This window comes from Mesorhizobium sp. KACC 23794 (genome assembly GCF_052180275.1).
GTDB lineage: Bacteria > Pseudomonadota > Alphaproteobacteria > Rhizobiales > Rhizobiaceae > Kumtagia.
The window spans coordinates 1,813,489-1,830,147 of sequence record NZ_CP197465.1 but is presented as its reverse complement, the minus strand read 5'-3'; the positions used below and the strand labels follow the sequence as shown (position 1 = coordinate 1,830,147).

The window sequence follows — 16,659 nt, the reverse complement described above, 5'->3', positions numbered from 1 at the left end:
AAATGACACGACCCGTGGCGATATTTCGGGGAATCGCCCGACGGGAAGGAACACCCGCCTGAGACTGCCGTTGTTCGGTCCTCTCTCAGTAAGGAGCCGAACCTATGGCCAAAGACAAGACACTGGAAGACCTCTTCCACGACACGTTGAAGGACATCTACTACGCCGAACGAAAAATCCTGAAGGCTCTTCCGAAAATGGCTCGCGCCGCCTCGTCCCCTGATCTCCAGGCGGCTTTCGAAAAGCACAAGGAAGAGACCGAGGGCCACGTCGAGCGCCTGCAGCAGGTCTTCGAACTGATGGGCAAGCGCGCCCAGGGCAAAACCTGCGACGCCATTGAGGGCATCATCTCGGAAGGCGAGGATATCATCGAGACTTTCAAGGGCACGCCGGCAATCGACGCCGGCTTGATCTCCTCGGCGCAAGCCGTCGAGCACTACGAGATGACACGCTACGGCACGCTGAAGCGCTGGGCGACGGTGCTCGGCATGAAGGACGCGGCCAATCTGCTCGACCTGACGCTCGGCGAGGAGACGATGACGGACAAGGCGCTGACCGGGCTTGCGGATTCGTCGGCGAACGAAATGGCCAAGGCCGCCTGATCCAGCAACCAACCACCTCGGCTCCGCCGCGGTGGTTGGTTTATCTAGACATTCTTACTTCCGACAGGAGACTATCATGGGTCGTGGCATTCTGCTCTGGCTTCTCGGGATTCCGATTCCGATAATCCTCCTCCTCGCGCTATTAGCGCGGTAGGAGGACACAATGGCATCAACTTTCACAACGACAGACGGAGTTGCGTCCGTCGAATCGTCTTCGTCGGCCGTCAACTGGGGTCCGATCGTCGCCGGTGCCTTCGCCGCTTCGACACTGACCTTCATCCTGATGCTGCTCGGCTCGGGGCTCGGGCTTACCATGGTTTCGCCATGGTCGAACGAGGGCGCCAGCGTCACCACCTTCGCCGTGTCCACGGCGATCTGGCTGATCATCGTGCAATGGTTTTCGTCGGGCGTCGGCGGCTACCTGACGGGCCGCCTGCGCACCAAATGGGTCGGCGTCCATACGGACGAAACCTACTTCCGCGATACCGCCCACGGCTTCATGGCTTGGGCGCTCGCCACGCTGATCATGGTGTTCGTGCTTGGCTCGGCATTGTCGGCGGCGATCGGAACCGGCGTGCAGAGCGCATCCACCATAGCGTCCGGCGCTGCAATGGGTGCCTCGGCCGGCGCTTCGGCGAATGCCGATGGAAGCAGCGTCAGCGGAGCGACGTCTTATTTTGTCGACACGCTTTTCCGCCCTTCCGATCCCGCCCGGCTGGCAGTTCCCGGCGTGGAAGGCGACGCTAACGCAGCAGCGCAGGCTTCCCGCATCCTGCTTGCGGGTGCAGCGGCCGGCGATCTCTCGGCCGACGACAAGACCTATCTCGGTCAGCTTGTGGCGGCCCGCACGGGCCTGTCCGAAGCGGATGCAACCGCCCGCGTCGACGCCGTGATTGCCCAGGCTCAGCAAGCGAAGGTCAAGACGCAGGAAGCTGCCGATACGGCCAGGAAGGCCGCAGCGACCTTCGCGCTGGTCGGTGCCCTCTCGCTGATCGTCGGCGCCTTCATCGCCAGTGCTGCCGCAGCCCTCGGCGGCAAACAGCGCGACGACGAAGAGACCGTCTACCGGACCCAGCACCCCTGACACGCTCGACACTGCTGAACGCGACTGCTCGGCCAGCCCCTCAGGGCTGGCCGATTCTATCGTGCCGATCGGGCGACACGCTTGATCTCCCTTGTTATTGTGCAGTGCAGCAACGATATCGCCGCAAGCGCGTTGCGCAGACTGCCGTCCGCTCCCGGACGTCAAACAAGGACGGCTCCATGCGAAAGATGTCTGACACGATTGCGCGCCTGACTGCATTGCGCGCTCAACACAACGCCTATACTCCGAAGCTCGGCTCTGCCGACCGTCTCTCGACCCTGCGCGGTTTCGGTTCCAATCCCGGCGCCTTGGAGGCACGATTCTATCTTCCCGAGAATCTTCCGCAGGACGCTCCGCTGGTCGTTGTGCTGCACGGGTGCACCCAGACTGCAGCGGCCTACGATCATGGCGCCGGCTGGTCCAAGCTTGCGGACCAGGCGGGGTTTGCCCTGCTCTTTCCCGAGCAGCAACGAGCCAACAATCCCAACCTATGCTTTAACTGGTTCCTGCCGACCGACACGAAGCGCGATAGCGGCGAGGCGCTTTCGATACGGCAGATGATCGAAACGCTCGTCGTCACGCATAACCTCGATCGGGAGCGCATTTTCGTTACCGGCCTGTCGGCCGGGGGCGCGATGGCCTCGGTGATGCTCGCCGCCTATCCGGAAGTCTTTACGGCTGGGGCGATCATCGCCGGCCTTGCCTATGGTGTAGCGAACACCATTCCAGAAGCGTTCGACCGCATGCGCGGTCATGGCTGTCCCTCAGAGCCGGAACTTCAGCGGCTTCTTCGCAGCGCATCCCAGCACAAAAGGCCGTGGCCGAGGATTTCCATCTGGCAGGGATCGGCCGATCAGACGGTGGCATCGTCGAACGCGGAAGCCATCGCAGGGCAATGGCGAGGCGTTCACAGGCTCAGCAAGACACCGACCCGCTCCGAAACGATCGATGGTCACACGAAAAGAACCTGGAGCGACGCCAGCGGCAATGCGCTCGTCGAGACCTACACGATCACCGGCATGGGACACGGCACACCACTGCGGACAGCGGGCGCGGACGGCCTCGGCGCCGCCGGTCCTTTCATGCTGGAAGTCGGCATTTCATCAACGCGGCGTATCGCGGAATTCTGGGGTATCACGGAATCCCGCAGCGGTGGGTCAGCGAAGCCGAAACGGCCCCACGGCGCAAAACCTCCCGCTCATTCTGAGATGGTCACCTCGTTCGATGAAACAAGGGCGACGGCCCAAACCGCTCCTCTTGAGGTCCCAGCCTTCTTGGCGCCTGCCGCCCAGCCGATCGGCGTCAGGAAGATAATTGAGGATGCGCTTCGGGCAGCAGGGTTGATGCGCTAGGGAGGGCACAAGGCGATCGCCGGCTGGGCGTGCCGCAGCGAAGCGGCTATTACGCGTCCCGATGGAACGGCGAGCAGCCTCCATGCACTTCATCCAGATCCCGCTTCCCCGCGTGGACATTAAGGTCCAGCCGTTCGAGCGGGAAAATCTTGATCTGGCGAAGGAAGAGATTGCCACCCATTTTGAGGGTGTCACGGCCTACGTTTGGCTCCTGGAGAGGGGCCATGGCGAAAATGTGCCGACACTGACGTCGACGAGAGCGTCATCTGCGAGATGACAACGCAAGAAGTCGATCTCTCCGGCTGGCGCGAGCGTCGCACTGACTCTGATCTGCGTTTCCGGCAGAACAGGGTTGTCATCCGCTACATGCCTATGACGCTGATCTAGCCACAGTCACGATGCCATCAATGTCGATCCGCAAAAGTCACTACGATCCCGAAACCGAGGTCCTCTCGGTGTGGTTCGTGGCGAGCGGCAGACGGTATGACTACGAGGCAGTTCCTCCGGAGGTCTACGCGGCATTCCGAGACGCCTTCGCAAAAGGCCGCTACTTCAACGACCACATTCGCGACCGTTTCCGCTACGGGATGATAACGGAAGCGTAGCCGACTTTCGGCCGGCGGAAGCTCAGGCGCCGGTTTCGGAATTCGACGCGCCGGCGGGCTTTGATTCCGGAGAGCCTTTGTGCCGCAGAAAAATCGACAGCACGACCAGGACCGCGGTCGACATGAACTCCGACTGCCAGTTCTGAAAGGACTCGAACCAAAGTTCGGCGTCCAGCAGATAGCTTGCGAGCGACTGGATCTCGCCGCCATGGCGAAGCGCTTCCTCGTTAGCCGCAGCCAGGCTCGCCCACCAATGCAAGGCAAAGGAGATGATGAACAGCACGGCAAGCGCTATGCCCAGCGAGTAGGAATAGAGCCATGACAGGACAGGGTTGCGCCTGCGGGCTACTGTCGGGAGCGCATCGTCCGGTCGATCGGGATCATCGGGGTCACGAGATTCGGCCGATCCGCGCTGGAACAGCATCGCCGTCAGCATCACGTAAGCAGACATTTGCAGAAATTCGCTCTCCCAGTTTTCGAACAGCGCCGAAAGGAAGTTGCTGCTCGCCAGATAAGCCGGCAGACCGATCTCGCCCGAGCCGTGCTCTCGAAGTTCCTGGTTGTAGGCTGCATGACCCGACGAGATCATGCCCAGCGCACTGAACAGGAATAATGCCACCAATGTAATCGTCAGCCCGTTGTCCCGAAAGAAGGTTTTCACAGTAGCCTCCTCCTTTCAGGGCGACTCCGTTCACCGCCAGCCATCAAGAACTTCTCTCATTTCCACGATCTCCACTTGCTCGCTGAAGCGCGAGCGAAAAAGCTCCGTCGTGGGTCTGATCGGCTGAGCTACAGATGGCGTCGGTGACGATGACGGTTCGGAAGCCATGGTCGATGGCGGCAAGCACCGTGGCCGGCACGCATAACATCGGTCTCACCCGCTGGCGATCACGAGCGTATCGATCTCAGGTCGGCGCAGTCGCGAGGGCGACTTCCGTTCGAACGATCTGCACGCGAAATTCCTCCAGCCCGACGGACCGTTTAGAGCTTGACCGCCATCTCCCGGCTCCACAGCCGCAGCTTGCGGCAGGACTCGATGAACCCGGCAATCGACTTGGGTCCGTCAAGAGCTATGATGCCTTCGTCGGTATCGGGGTCGATACCGACCTTCGCCAGAAGCGACATGGCGCTGGGCGTGGAGCCTATGAACTTGCAGTGAGCAAAAGCGTCGGCGACAAAGTCGCGCGCGGCAGCTTCACCCGTCAGGCGTTCCGCGCCCTCCTCGGAAAGCAGCAGCACGACCGCGTCGAACAGAACCGATGGTCCGCCATCGATCATGTGTTTGGCGGGGATCAGGCTGCCATCGGCTGCCTCAACGCCGCCAACGTTTGGCGCGATGACCTCCATCGTGGCGCCTTCCGCTTCGATCGCCGATTGAAGCTTCTTCAAAAGCGCGGCATCCGCTCCCGGGCTGACCAGCACGCCGACCTTGCGGCCCGCAAAGCTGTCGGGTCCGTTGCCGATGATGCTGAGCGCAGGCGACGGCTCAAGATCATCGCGGGTGGGAACGGCGGCATCCGCCGGTCTGGGCAGATCCTTCATGCCAAGCTTGTCGGCGACCGTCTCTGCCAATCCCTCGTCGATGTTCAGGAGATGAGCGACCATCCGCTCGCGAATGACAGGCGTCTCCACCTTGCTCAGTTCGAAGGTCAATGCCATGGCGATATGTTTCTGCTCCGGCGCTGTCTGGCTGTTGAAGAATTGCCGCGCCTGGCTGTAATGGTCGGCGAAGCTCTCCGCCCGCAGCCGCTGCTTCGGGCCTTCCTCCACCTCGGCGAAGGAGCGGAAGCCGCGCTGCGGCGATTCCCGTGGGCCTTCGCCGAACGAGTTCGGCTGGTAGTTCACCCGCCCGACCGGATTGCGCATTGCCATGTGGCCGTCCTGCTGGAAATGGTGGAACGGGCATTTCGGCGCGTTGATCGGCAGATGTGTGAAGTTGGTGCTGCCCAGCCGCTTGATCTGCGTGTCGAGGTAGGAAAAGTTCCGCCCTTGCAGCAGCGGGTCGTTGGAGAAGTCGATGCCCGGCGGCACGTTCTGCGTCATGAACGCCACCTGCTCGGTCTCGGCGAAGAAATTGTCCGGCATGCGGTCGAGCACGAGGCGGCCGACGGGGATCGGCGGCAGGAGTTCCTCGGGGATGAGCTTGGTCGGATCGAGCACGTCGAAATCGAAACTATCGGCGAAATCCTGATCGAAAAGCTGGAGCTGCAATTCCCATTCGGGAAAATTGCCGGCCTGAATGGCATCCCACAGGTCGCGGCGATGGAAGTCCGGATCGGCGCCGTTGATCTTGACCGCCTCGTTCCACACCACCGACTGAAGCCCGAGCTTCGGCTTCCAATGGAATTTGACAAACGTCGACTCGTCCTTGGCGTTGACCATCCTGAAGGTGTGGACGCCAAAACCTTCCATGAAGCGGAAGGAGCGCGGGATTGCCCGATCCGACATCACCCACATGATCATGTGCATGCTTTCGGGGGTTAGCGAGATGAAATCCCAAAAAGTGTCGTGCGCCGATGCCGCTTGTGGAAACGCCCGGTCAGGCTCCGGCTTCACCGAGTGGATGATGTCGGGAAATTTTATCGCGTCCTGGATAAAGAAGACCGGGATGTTGTTGCCGACGATGTCCCAATTGCCTTCCTGCGTATAGAGCTTGACGGCGAAGCCGCGGACGTCGCGGGCGAGGTCGGCCGAGCCCTTGCTGCCTGCAACGGTTGAGAAGCGGACAAAAGCCGGCGTCTTCTCGCCGGCGCGCTGGAAGATGTCGGCGCGGGTATACTTCGCCAGCGATTCATAGGTCTCGAAATAGCCGTGGGCGCCGTAGCCGCGCGCATGGACGACGCGCTCCGGAATGCGCTCGTGGTCGAAATGGAAAATCTTCTCGCGAAGATGAAAGTCCTCAAGAACCGTCGGGCCACGCGCTCCGATCTTCAGAGAGTTCTGGTCATCGGAAATCGGCCCGCCCTGCGCGGTAGTCAGGACCGGAACGTCGCCTTGCGCAAGCTGGTGCAGTTCGCCGCCATTTCCGCATTCGAGCTTCTGGTCGTGTATTGTTGCTGTCTTGCCGGACGACCGGCTCGATGGCTTGGCCATTGATTTTCCTTCGAAAGGTTGGGGCGCGTAATCGCGTCTCTCACAATGCCGGGATAGTCATCCGGTTCCGGCACATGAGTGTTCTCAGGGATTTGCCAGTTCCATGCTCCAACGAGACCGCTGCGATACCAGCCCTTCGAACGAATGGTGTGAGCATACCGCCCACCCTCGCGATGCGCCTTAAAGCAATAATTTCTGAGCGGCAGGAACGCTTTGGCGCGACGCTGCTTCTAATCTCTCCAACTAGGGAGAAGACGTATGCGAACCGTTACAGGACTTTTCGACACACGTGACCAAGCCAACAGGGCAGTCGAAGCTCTGGAAGTTGCAGAAATTCCCGGCGCCGATATCAGCATTATTAGTCCGGGCGACGAAGAAGCAAGCGGCACGGCCGAGGGCGTTGGTATCGGCGCGGCCGTCGGTGGTGCCGGTGGACTGCTTGCCGGGCTCGGAGCATTTGCGATTCCGGGAATCGGGCCGTTCATCGGCGCTGGCTGGCTCGCCTCGACGCTGATAGGCGTGGCGGCGGGCGGGGTTGCAGGTGGTCTTCTCGGTTCGCTCACCGACGCCGGCGTGGATGAGCGCGACGCGCATGTTTACGCCGAAGGGATGCGCCGCGGAGGGACGCTGGTTACCGCACGGGTCGACGATGCTCATGTCGACGCTGCGGCCGCCATACTGGGTCAGTCCGGCTCAGTGGACATCGCGGACCGCAGGTCGGAATACGAGACCACCGGATGGAGCGGCTATGACGAAGCGCCCGCGTCTGAGTTGGACCCGCTCGGCAGCAGGCCGATCTTGCCAGGATTGCCTCAATGAGCTCCCGCATGGCGCTCGACTAAGTCACCAGGAAATCAGCAGCCACCAATCCCGGCGCGCCCGTCAGCACCGCGAAGTTCACGTTACCAAATGCTTCGCCGGATCCATCGGCGTCGTAATAGAACGCGCCGGTGTCCGAATTAAAGATGATGCGGTCGTTGGCATCCTTCGGTGCATCGGCGATGTCCTTGAAGGCTGAAGCGGCGAGCACACCGGTTGCAGTCAGCGAAGCGAACACGGCGTTATCGAGGTGAATGGTGTCGGCCGCCGCGTTGTAATCGGCGATGGCGTCGACACTGTCTTGATCATCGAGCGCCGTGTTGAATACGAAGAAGTCAACGCCGGTGCCGCCCCAAAGCGTGTCGTTGCCGCCATAGCCCTTGATAACATCGCGGCCTGCGCCACCCTCTATGATGTTGCGGCCACTACTGCCGTTGAGGATATCGGTTCAAGAAGTCGAGGCACGACCGAAAACCACAGTCTCGTGATCCGGATGCCGGTACGCATGAGTTTTGCGTTCAAGTTTGCAGCGCGTCGGGCCCTTGTGTCTTATTCTACCGCCCACATCGCTGGCATATGCGCGGAATCCGTATCCAACCCCCATCGTAGTCCGAAATTATGGAGATTGCGAACGAACCGGAAACGCTGCTCCATGGCGGCATGAACGTCGCGCTGCATGATTCGGCTTTTCAGCCATCGTATCTGGCCGCCCTTAATGAGGGCCAGCGAGTTGCCGTCGTGCATGGTGGCGGAACCATTGCCGGGCCGTTGCTGATCATCGCGGGGGCGGGGTCGGGCAAGACGAATACGCTTGCCCATCGCGTAGCGCATCTGATCGTCAAGGGCGCCGATCCGAGGCGAATCCTGCTGATGACCTTTTCGCGCCGCGCCGCCGCGGAAATGACTCGGCGTGTCGCGCGGATCGCCGGCGAGGTCTTGGGCGACAAGGCGTCCGTTCTCACCGACGGATTGAACTGGGCCGGCACCTTCCACGCCGTGGGAGCGCGGCTGCTGCGCGATTGCGCGCTGGATATTGGGCTCGACCCGTCCTTCACCATTCACGACCGCGAGGATTCGGCCGACCTGATGAACCTTGTCCGGCACGAACTCGGCCTGTCGAAGACTGAGAGCCGGTTTCCCACCAAGGGGACGTGCCTCGCTATCTATTCGCGTGCCGTCAACGCGCAGAAGCCGCTCGACGAGGTTCTGGCAAAGGCCTTTCCGTGGTGCCGCGACTGGCATGACGAGCTGAAGCGGCTGTTCGCCTTCTATGTTGAGGCCAAGCAGGCCGAGAACGTGCTCGATTACGACGATCTGCTGCTCTATTGGGCCGAGATGGCCAGCGAATCGGCGTTGGCCGAACGGCTCGGCGGCCGCTTTGACCATATCCTTGTCGACGAATACCAGGACACCAACCGGCTGCAGGCGTCCATCCTGCTCGCCTTGAAACCGGACGGCGCAGGCCTGACCGTGGTCGGCGATGACGCTCAATCGATCTATTCGTTTCGAGCGGCGGAGGTGCGCAACATCCTCGATTTCCCCGCGCAGTTTGCGGCCCCGGCCGAGATCGTTACGCTGGACCGCAACTACCGCTCGACCGACGCCATTCTCGCCGCCGCCAACGCAGTGATCGGCGAGGCGGCCGAGCGCTACACCAAAAACCTCTGGACCGAGCGCAGATCGGCTGAGAAACCCCTGCTCATCACGGTGCGCGACGAGGCGGACCAAGCGAACTACGTCTGCGACCGTGTCCTGGCCGAGCGCGAGGCCGGAACCATGCTCAAGTCGCAAGCTGTGCTGTTCCGCGCCTCGCACCACAGTGGCCCGCTGGAGATCGAGCTTACCCGCCGCAACATTCCTTTCGTGAAATTCGGAGGCCTGAAGTTCCTCGATGCGGCCCATGTCAAGGACGTTCTGGCGGTCCTGCGCTTTGCCGAGAACCCGCGCGATCGCGTCGCCGGTTTTCGCGTGCTCCAGCTTCTGCCCGGCGTCGGTCCGTCGACAGCCGCGGCAATCATCAAGGCCATGGCCACGTCGCTGGACGCCGAGCTCGGCCTGTCGGCGTTCCGCGTGCCGCAGCGAACCGGAACGGACTGGCCCGCCTTTGTCGATCTGTTCGCCGGCCTGCGCTCGAAATCAGCTTGGCCGGCCGACCTTGAACGGGTGCGGCTATGGTATGAACCGCATCTGGCGCGCATCCATGAAGACGCCACGATCCGCCGCGCGGATCTTATGCAGCTTGAACAGATTGCGACGGGCTATCCGTCGCGTCAGCGGTTCCTCACCGACCTGACGCTCGACCCGCCGGAGGCGACCAGCGACCGCGCCGGCCCGCCGCATCTCGATGAGGATTTTTTGATCCTCTCCACCATCCATTCGGCAAAAGGCCAGGAGTGGAACAACGTCTTCGTGCTCAACGCTGTCGATGGATGCATCCCGATCGACCTCGCCGTTGGCGAGCACGATGACGTCGAAGAAGAACGCCGGCTGCTCTACGTCGCAATGACGCGCGCCAGGGATTCGCTGCACCTGATCACGCCGCAGCGCTTCTACATCAGCGGCCAAGCGTCTCGCGGCGACCGCCACGTCTACGCCTCCCGCACGCGCTTCATTCCGGATCATATCCTCGGGCAGTTCGAGAGGATCGGCTGGCCGACGGCGGACGTCACCCGAGATAGCATTCGCGAACCCACTGTGCAGGTTGACCTGAAGGACCGCATGCGCGGAATGTGGAGATAGTCGCCCGCCAGCGTATCTCGGCCAATCTTGCTCGGCCGCCTGTATCTCGTCTGGATCGTTGTCATCTCAAACGTCGTGATCTCGCCGCGTTCAACCGGACATTGCACGTCGTCGGCCAAGTCGAAAAATACGCGCCGGTCGTTACCGGTATTGCACGACCTTTCTCCCCCAAACGGGGGTGGGCACATGTAAGATTTGCAAAATACATTGATCGGAATCGCCATAGGAAGCCAAGTCCTCTAGAGCGGGATCGTCGGAGCATGCCCTTGCGCCTCACAATTGTGCGCACTTGGCATACCCTCTGGAGGAAATGAAATGGCGACTACAAATTGGACCGGTGCCGGCGATGGAGTTCACTGGTACGATCCGTCAAATTGGGACAACGGCGTTCCCACGCCATCGACGCCCGCCCTTATCCGGCCGGACAACATTTTCATCGATTTCAGCGGGGCACCGGGTTCGGCTCAAAGCCTCGGCGTCGGCAACGGCGTGCAGATCAACTTTGCCTCGCCCTTCACCGTTACAAGCGGCTTCAACAACCAGGGCGGCACGATCGTCTGGGGCATAGGATCGAGCCTGACCGGCAACTTCCTGAACAATGGGGGCCAGGTCCAGGTCTACTCCTCTATGCGCCTCTCTTTCGATAATTTCGACAATGGCGAAGCACCAAGAGGCGGTCTTGTCGTATACGGGGCAGGTCTCGTTCTCGATGGCGCAGCCCTGTCACATTACAGCGCCGGTGTGTTCAGCGGCCACGCCTACTACGCCGTCGACGCCAGATATTCCCAGCGATCACACAGTTGAACGATGCAGAGATCACCAACGCGTCGATGACGATCGACAGTCCGGATGTCCTCACGGACCTGAACACCGAGTTGCGGTTGCTCGGCACCGGTGCCCGTTTCCTCACCGGCGTGACAACGGACAACCCGGACGGTTTCGATATCCAGGACACGGTGGAACGCATCGGCACCGACGGGGCCTTGCTGCTTACCGATGTGCCGTCCTTCGACATCACCCATGCCTTGCAGGTCGACGGCGATGTCGTGCTGGACAACAGCTCGCTGTCGGCGGCCCTTGGGGCCACGCTCTCCGGATTCGCGGAACTCCGCCTCGACAACGCTTCCACCGTCGGCATCGAGGGGAACCTGACAAGCGCCGGCTATATCCAACTCGACAGTTCCTCCGGGTTTTCCGGGAGCAGCCTGTCCGTTGACGGCCTTTTCACCAACAGCGGCTTCGTCAATGTCGGCAATGACGGTCTGGGTTCGCCGTCGGTGGTCATGTCGTCAGGGCTCGACAACACCGGCACCATCGCGCTTTCCGGCGGCCCCTCCGGCAAGGCCATGCTTCACGTGACCGGGGCGACCAGCGGGGGCGGTGAGATTCAGCTCTATGATCGCGCGGAAGTGGAGCTGGACGGTGCGGTGGCCGCAGGCCAGACGATAACGTTCGGCGGTACGAACGATGTTTTGAAGCTCGGCGCACCGGCCAGCTTCAAGGGCGATATCGCCGGCTTTGCCTCCGGCGACATCATCGACCTGGAAGGTGAAACTATTGTCGGCATGGGTTATGCCGCTTCGACCTTGACCGCCACGCTGCTTGCCGGTGGCCCACGCACACTCAACTTGACTGGTCCCTTCACCGGCTTGTCGGCGACCACCGACGGCGGCGGGACCAACATCGCGACGGTCGGGGCCTCGGTCAATCTCACGGCCGGGCGCGACGTCCTGCTGTTTCTTTCCGGCAACCACACCGCGAAGGGCACTGTGGCGACCCTCAGCGCCGTCGACAACCTGATGGGCGGCAGCGGCATCGACACACTCAGCCTCGCCGGTGGCGGCGTATTCGATCTCGGCGCTCTGGCTGGCTTCAGCGGGTTCGAAAAGGTGACGCTCGACAATACCGGGTCGACGCTGACGCTGCGTGCCGGTGTCGGGTTGACGGTGAATGGCGGAAGCGCCAAGGACACCATAACCGGCAACAGCGGCAACGACACGATCGACGGCGGGGCCGGCGATGATGTCATGGCGGGTGGGGCTGGATCCGACACCTTCTTCGTCGACAGCGCCGGCGACAAGGTGTCGGAATCCAAAGACGGCGGCACGGCCGACCTCGTCGCGGCGCGTGCCAGCTATGCATTGGATACGGGCTCGGAAATCGAGTTTCTGCGAACGACCTCGAACGCGGGCACGACGGCGATCAACCTGACCGGCAATGCGCTGAAGCAGGAGATCACCGGCAATGCGGGCGCCAATATCCTGAACGAAGGTGGCGCCGGCGGCGGCGACAAGCTTTCCGGCCTCGGCGGCGACGATACCTACCGCATCCATAATTCCGCGGCCGTCATTGTCGAGACCGCCACGCAGGGAACTGCGGACAAGCTGATGACATCGGTCAACTACAAGCTTGGCGCCGGTGTGCACATAGAGCAGATGACGACCAACGGTTCGTCCGGGACAACGGGCATCAACCTTATCGGCAACGAGATCGTCCAGAAAATCATCGGCAATGCCGGCACCAATATCATCGACGGCAAGGGCGGCTCGGACACGCTGCAAGGCGGTAGCGGGAAGGATTATTTCACCTTCTCGACCGCGCTCGGTGCCGCCAATGTCGACACGATCGTCGACTTCAACGTCGCCGCCGACACTATCCGGCTGGAGAACGCAGTTTTCACAACACTGACGGTTGCCGGCGCGTTGGCGTCAGCGCACTTCCGGGCCAACGCAGCAGGTACTGCCCAAGATTCTGACGACAACATCATCTACGAGACTGATACCGGGAAACTATTTTACGATACCGATGGCAACGGCGCCACCGCCGCCATCCAGTTCGCCACGCTCGCCGGAAACCCGACGCTAACTGCAGCCGATTTTGTGGTGATTTAGCTCGTCGGCCATTGAACAACGAAGCTCCATCCAGCACCAGAGCCGGGCGGTCACAGATCAAGAGACGGCTCACGAGAACACTAAAGCCTTCTCCCAGGCGGGGAGCGATTGACGATCAGCGCCAGCTATTCTTCGACTCCCCGCAACAGGGCTCTCACCGAGTCGCACCTGTCTATCTGGCTTGCCGAGATTTCGGCTTGTCGAGTTGGCGATAGGATGCCTGCGAGCTACACCGCGTCACGGCAGGCACCCGAGGCGACCTACTTACCTTGCAAAGTCACGCTGCCGAAGTCCGCCGTATGCCCATTCAGCGCTGCTTTGCGCCTGCACTGTTGCCGTCCGAGCTTTTTGAGCGTTCTTCAAAACGCTCCGTGCCTTTTTTAGGGTGTGGCCCATGTCGGCCTCCGTCTGCCGCTCATTCTTTGCTGCTGCCTTCTCAAGGCCCCTGGCAGCTTACTTAACCTTGGTGGTTGGCGCGTTGCGGACACCCATTGAAGTTCTCCGATGGCGGCGGCTTGCCGCGTGCGTTGAACGTACCGGCACTGCAGACGTTCCGATCCCGGTAAGGCAATGTCACCGATTCGCAGCCAGACAACTGCTCACCGCCGTTGAGATGGCGGTGTCGCTTTCCGTGCCCGGCAAGGCAAATTCCACCATGGCCCCCAGTTCGGCTCGGAGCGGTTCGCTCCTCGCCGAGCGCTTGGGTCGACTTAAGGCCAGGTTCACCCTCTCGATCAACGACGTGCCGGGGGGATGCGCGAGACCTTGGCCGAGTTTCCGATGGCGTAGTCGAGTTGCCGTACTCCGTCAGCGGCGGGAAGTGTCGATCGGCGCAGAAGTTGGGAACATGTCGGTCTAGGGCGTGTCGTCATTTGAGCAATATGAAGGCAGCGACGAACCGGACGGCAGCGAGAAAAGTGCTTGCGAGTTTGTCGTAGCGCGTGGCGATTGCCCTGAACTGTTTGAGATTGTTGAAGAACCGCTCGATGAGGTTGCGCTGGCAATAGAGCACGAAATCGGTCGGCCGCTGGACAATCCGGTTTGCCTTGGGCGGGATGACGGGGGTGATCTGCCGCTCCTCAAGGTGGTCGATGAGGGCGTCGGCGTCGTGGCCTTGTCGGCCAGAAAGGCTTGCGGATCGATTTCGTCCAGCAAGGGTTCGGCCTGTCCGAGGTCTGAAGTCTAGCCCGGGGTCAGCGAAATCACCACCGGATTGCCGAGCGCGTCGGCCACCACATGGATCTTCGTCGTCAGTCAGCCGCGCGACCGGCCGATGGCCTGGTTGTCTTCGGCGTCTTTTTTTGAGTGCCCGCGCTGTGCTGATGGGCGCGCACGATGGTGGCGTCGATCATCATGTACTCGTTGTCGTGATCGGCAGACAAGTGTTTGAATATGCGTTCGAAAACACCGCTTTCACACCAGCGTCGCAGCCGTTTGTGGGTGGTGTTCCAGTCGCCGAACCGCTCGGGAAGGTCACGCCAGGGGATGCCCGCTCGATAACGATACAGCACCGCTTCGACGAACAGCCGATTGTCCGCCGCCGTGCCGCCGACGTGCCCTTCACGCCCCGGCAGAAAATCCTTGATCCGATCCCACTGATCGTCCCGCAATCCATAGCGACGCATCAACCAGCTCTCCTTTGGCCGGCTCTCTATCAATCACTCAAAAGCTGATTTGGGAATCCCTGCCCTCGACCCCAGCTAACTGACGACACGCCCTAGGGCGGCGCCATCATCTGGCACATCGTCTTCGCGACTGCATCTGCATCATAGGGCTTCGAAAAAAGGCGGCTTTCAGCGGGCATATCGCTCTCTGCGACACTTCGATATACCGATTCCAAGATGATCTTGATTGGGGGCCACCGATCGCGCACCGCGTTGGCGAGCTTGAGACCATCCATGCCTCCGGGCATATCGATGTCGGTGAAGAGCAATCCGATCTTTGGGTAGGCAATCACGATGTCGATCGCTTCGTCGGCAATGCCAGCCTCGAATACCGTGAACCAGCGTTCCTCCAACTGATCGACGATATCCATTCTGATTGGGATTTCGTCCTCAACCACCAACACGATAGGTTTTGTTGTCATAGCCAGCCCCGTCTGACAGGACGAAAGCCAGCTTGGACTGACCGCGCACTGAATTATATGCAAGCATTGGAATGCGGGACTGTTCCGTCACAGGAGGCAATTCACGCAGCAATGTCACGCCCGGCTACCCTCTATCAAAACAAGGATTCGCTAATGGACGATTTTCAGGGGGACGTGGCGGCAGTCCGCTCAATCGACTCAGTCCCCACGATCCTCGACGTGGTTTGCAGAACCACTGGAATGGGTTTCGCCGCTGTTGCGCGTGTCACCGAGGATCGATGGATAGTGTGCAGCGTCCTCGACAATATTCACTTCGGGCTTGAACCTGGCGGCGAGCTGAAGGTTGAGACCACAATCTGCAATGAGATTCGCGTCAGCCACGAAGCCGTGGTGATTGACAGCGTGGCCGATGACGAGATGTTTTGCGGGCATCACACTCCGGCAATGTATGGCTTTCAAAGCTATATCTCGATGCCCATTATCCGACGGGACGGCACCTTTTTTGGGACGCTTTGCGCGATCGACCCAAAGCCGGCCAAGCTGAAGAACCCCGAAACGATTGGGATGTTCAAACTCTTCGCCGAACTGATCGCTAGCCATCTCGACTCTGTCGACCGAATCTCAATGGCAGAAGCTGATGCGGCCAAAGAACGAGAACTGAAAGAGCTTAGGGAGCAAATCATTGCAGTTCTCGGCCACGATCTTCGGAACCCGCTTGGATCAATTGCGGCTGGTGTGAACCTGATGAAGAAGGACGGCAGCGAAAGTCGACGACTGGAGGTGCTGGCCCTTATGGAGGGCAGCGTCGCTCGTATGAAAAATCTCATCGATAATATCCTCGACTTCGCGAGGGCGCGCAGTGGGGAGCTACGCCCCACCAGTACAGAGCCTCGATCCCTCCAGCCCGTGCTCGCTCAAGTCATGGACGAGTTTCGTTCCATCCATCCTGAGCGTACCTTTGGTGTCAGTATCAAAGCTGAGGGATTGGTGCTCGCAGATGAACCGCGCGTTGCGCGGCTGTTTTCGAACCTCATTGGAAATGCCGTTGCGCACGGAGATGTAAATGCGCCGATCAGGATAGAAGCTGCCACGTTTAATGATAAGTTCTCATTCAAGGTCTCTAACAAAGGCACTCCCATCCCCGCCGAGCGAATGGCTGGTTTGTTCGAACCATATGTCAGGGGGACGACCGCCGATAACCAAGGGTTGGGTCTCGGACTCTACATTGCGTCAGAGATCGCGAAGATGCACCACGGCTGCCTGGAGGCCGCGTCGGAGGGAAATATAATCTCATTTGCGTTCACGATGCCTCTGGCTCCGAGCCCGGGTCCGTAGCGAACAAACGTGACTATGCGCGCCACTCTGTTAGGCGCTTTCGGGATCGGGAT

General features: G+C 60.7%; 14 protein-coding genes and 2 pseudogenes. 9 read left to right on the top strand and 7 right to left on the bottom strand.

Annotated elements, in window-relative coordinates; all coding sequences use genetic code 11:
* The first annotated feature begins 104 nt into the window (after positions 1 to 104).
* From ACSBOB_RS09010 to ACSBOB_RS08995, 4 genes are all read left to right on the top strand, one after another.
* Positions 105 to 602, top strand: a complete 498-nt coding sequence (locus ACSBOB_RS09010) for a YciE/YciF ferroxidase family protein (RefSeq protein ID WP_442582085.1) — start codon at positions 105 to 107, stop codon at positions 600 to 602.
* Positions 603 to 765: 163 nt separating this feature from the next.
* Positions 766 to 1,686 carry a hypothetical protein gene (locus tag ACSBOB_RS09005; protein ID WP_442582084.1) on the top strand — a complete coding sequence of 307 codons (921 nt, stop codon included), beginning with the start codon at positions 766 to 768 and terminating at the stop codon, positions 1,684 to 1,686.
* A gap of 179 nt (positions 1,687 to 1,865) precedes the next feature.
* Entirely contained in the window at positions 1,866 to 3,038 is a 1,173-nt protein-coding gene (locus ACSBOB_RS09000) for an extracellular catalytic domain type 1 short-chain-length polyhydroxyalkanoate depolymerase (RefSeq protein WP_442582083.1), read from the top strand.
* Between the two features lie 407 nt (positions 3,039 to 3,445).
* Positions 3,446 to 3,643, top strand: coding sequence for a KTSC domain-containing protein (locus ACSBOB_RS08995; RefSeq protein WP_442582082.1), 198 nt, complete (start codon positions 3,446 to 3,448; stop codon positions 3,641 to 3,643).
* Positions 3,644 to 3,665: 22 nt separating this feature from the next.
* On the opposite strand, the gene ACSBOB_RS08990 is transcribed toward ACSBOB_RS08995, so the two are convergent.
* The 3 genes from ACSBOB_RS08990 to ACSBOB_RS08980 form a co-directional block, all read right to left on the bottom strand.
* Positions 3,666 to 4,304 (bottom strand): DUF6766 family protein, encoded by a 639-nt coding sequence (locus tag ACSBOB_RS08990; RefSeq protein ID WP_442582081.1) that lies wholly within the window; start codon positions 4,302 to 4,304, stop codon positions 3,666 to 3,668.
* 43 nt (positions 4,305 to 4,347) lie between these two features.
* A complete protein-coding gene (locus ACSBOB_RS08985; RefSeq protein ID WP_442582080.1) occupies positions 4,348 to 4,512 on the bottom strand; it encodes an isochorismatase family protein in 165 nt (54 codons plus the stop codon).
* Positions 4,513 to 4,624: 112 nt separating this feature from the next.
* A complete protein-coding gene (locus ACSBOB_RS08980) occupies positions 4,625 to 6,736 on the bottom strand; it encodes a catalase (RefSeq protein ID WP_442582079.1) in 2,112 nt (703 codons plus the stop codon).
* 258 nt (positions 6,737 to 6,994) lie between these two features.
* Between ACSBOB_RS08980 and ACSBOB_RS08975 the strand changes: the two genes are divergently transcribed.
* Positions 6,995 to 7,555 (top strand): hypothetical protein, encoded by a 561-nt coding sequence (locus ACSBOB_RS08975; RefSeq protein ID WP_442582078.1) that lies wholly within the window; start codon positions 6,995 to 6,997, stop codon positions 7,553 to 7,555.
* 19 nt (positions 7,556 to 7,574) lie between these two features.
* Here the strand turns inward: ACSBOB_RS08975 and ACSBOB_RS08970 are convergent, their stop codons facing one another.
* A complete protein-coding gene (locus ACSBOB_RS08970) occupies positions 7,575 to 7,793 on the bottom strand; it encodes a hypothetical protein (RefSeq protein WP_442582077.1) in 219 nt (72 codons plus the stop codon).
* A 422-nt stretch (positions 7,794 to 8,215) separates the two neighbouring features.
* Between ACSBOB_RS08970 and ACSBOB_RS08965 the strand changes: the two genes are divergently transcribed.
* From ACSBOB_RS08965 to ACSBOB_RS08955, 3 genes are all read left to right on the top strand, one after another.
* Positions 8,216 to 10,294, top strand: a complete 2,079-nt coding sequence (locus ACSBOB_RS08965; protein ID WP_442583690.1) for an ATP-dependent helicase — start codon at positions 8,216 to 8,218, stop codon at positions 10,292 to 10,294.
* A 315-nt stretch (positions 10,295 to 10,609) separates the two neighbouring features.
* Entirely contained in the window at positions 10,610 to 11,098 is a 489-nt protein-coding gene (locus ACSBOB_RS08960) for a hypothetical protein (protein WP_442582076.1), read from the top strand.
* The gene (locus tag ACSBOB_RS08955) at positions 11,095 to 13,185 is read left to right on the top strand and encodes a beta strand repeat-containing protein (RefSeq protein ID WP_442582075.1); all 2,091 of its coding nucleotides are present in this window, start codon (positions 11,095 to 11,097) and stop codon (positions 13,183 to 13,185) included. The genes ACSBOB_RS08960 and ACSBOB_RS08955 overlap by 4 nt, the downstream gene beginning before the upstream one ends.
* A 307-nt stretch (positions 13,186 to 13,492) precedes the next feature.
* Here ACSBOB_RS08955 and ACSBOB_RS08950 read toward each other — a convergent pair.
* The 3 genes and pseudogenes from ACSBOB_RS08950 to ACSBOB_RS08940 all read right to left on the bottom strand — a co-directional run bounded on the left by ACSBOB_RS08950 (position 13,493) and on the right by ACSBOB_RS08940 (position 15,271).
* Positions 13,493 to 13,677, bottom strand: a pseudogene (locus tag ACSBOB_RS08950) (hypothetical protein).
* A 376-nt stretch (positions 13,678 to 14,053) separates the two neighbouring features.
* A pseudogene (locus ACSBOB_RS08945) lies at positions 14,054 to 14,810 on the bottom strand (IS5 family transposase).
* Positions 14,811 to 14,902: 92 nt separating this feature from the next.
* Entirely contained in the window at positions 14,903 to 15,271 is a 369-nt protein-coding gene (locus ACSBOB_RS08940; protein ID WP_442582074.1) for a response regulator, read from the bottom strand.
* Positions 15,272 to 15,424: 153 nt separating this feature from the next.
* On the opposite strand from ACSBOB_RS08940, the gene ACSBOB_RS08935 reads away from it, so the two are divergent.
* Positions 15,425 to 16,606, top strand: a complete 1,182-nt coding sequence (locus ACSBOB_RS08935) for a GAF domain-containing sensor histidine kinase (RefSeq protein WP_442582073.1) — start codon at positions 15,425 to 15,427, stop codon at positions 16,604 to 16,606.
* Positions 16,607 to 16,659 lie beyond the last annotated feature (53 nt).

Coding starts and splice junctions, on each gene's coding strand:
- ACSBOB_RS09010 (WP_442582085.1), top strand. CDS start 105: ATGGCCAAAGACAAGACACTGGAAGACCTCTTCCACGACACGTTGAAG.
- ACSBOB_RS09005 (WP_442582084.1), top strand. CDS start 766: ATGGCATCAACTTTCACAACGACAGACGGAGTTGCGTCCGTCGAATCG.
- ACSBOB_RS09000 (WP_442582083.1), top strand. CDS start 1,866: ATGCGAAAGATGTCTGACACGATTGCGCGCCTGACTGCATTGCGCGCT.
- ACSBOB_RS08995 (WP_442582082.1), top strand. CDS start 3,446: ATGTCGATCCGCAAAAGTCACTACGATCCCGAAACCGAGGTCCTCTCG.
- ACSBOB_RS08985 (WP_442582080.1), bottom strand. CDS start 4,512: ATGTTATGCGTGCCGGCCACGGTGCTTGCCGCCATCGACCATGGCTTC.
- ACSBOB_RS08980 (WP_442582079.1), bottom strand. CDS start 6,736: ATGGCCAAGCCATCGAGCCGGTCGTCCGGCAAGACAGCAACAATACAC.
- ACSBOB_RS08975 (WP_442582078.1), top strand. CDS start 6,995: ATGCGAACCGTTACAGGACTTTTCGACACACGTGACCAAGCCAACAGG.
- ACSBOB_RS08965 (WP_442583690.1), top strand. CDS start 8,216: ATGAACGTCGCGCTGCATGATTCGGCTTTTCAGCCATCGTATCTGGCC.
- ACSBOB_RS08960 (WP_442582076.1), top strand. CDS start 10,610: ATGGCGACTACAAATTGGACCGGTGCCGGCGATGGAGTTCACTGGTAC.
- ACSBOB_RS08940 (WP_442582074.1), bottom strand. CDS start 15,271: ATGACAACAAAACCTATCGTGTTGGTGGTTGAGGACGAAATCCCAATC.
- ACSBOB_RS08935 (WP_442582073.1), top strand. CDS start 15,425: ATGGACGATTTTCAGGGGGACGTGGCGGCAGTCCGCTCAATCGACTCA.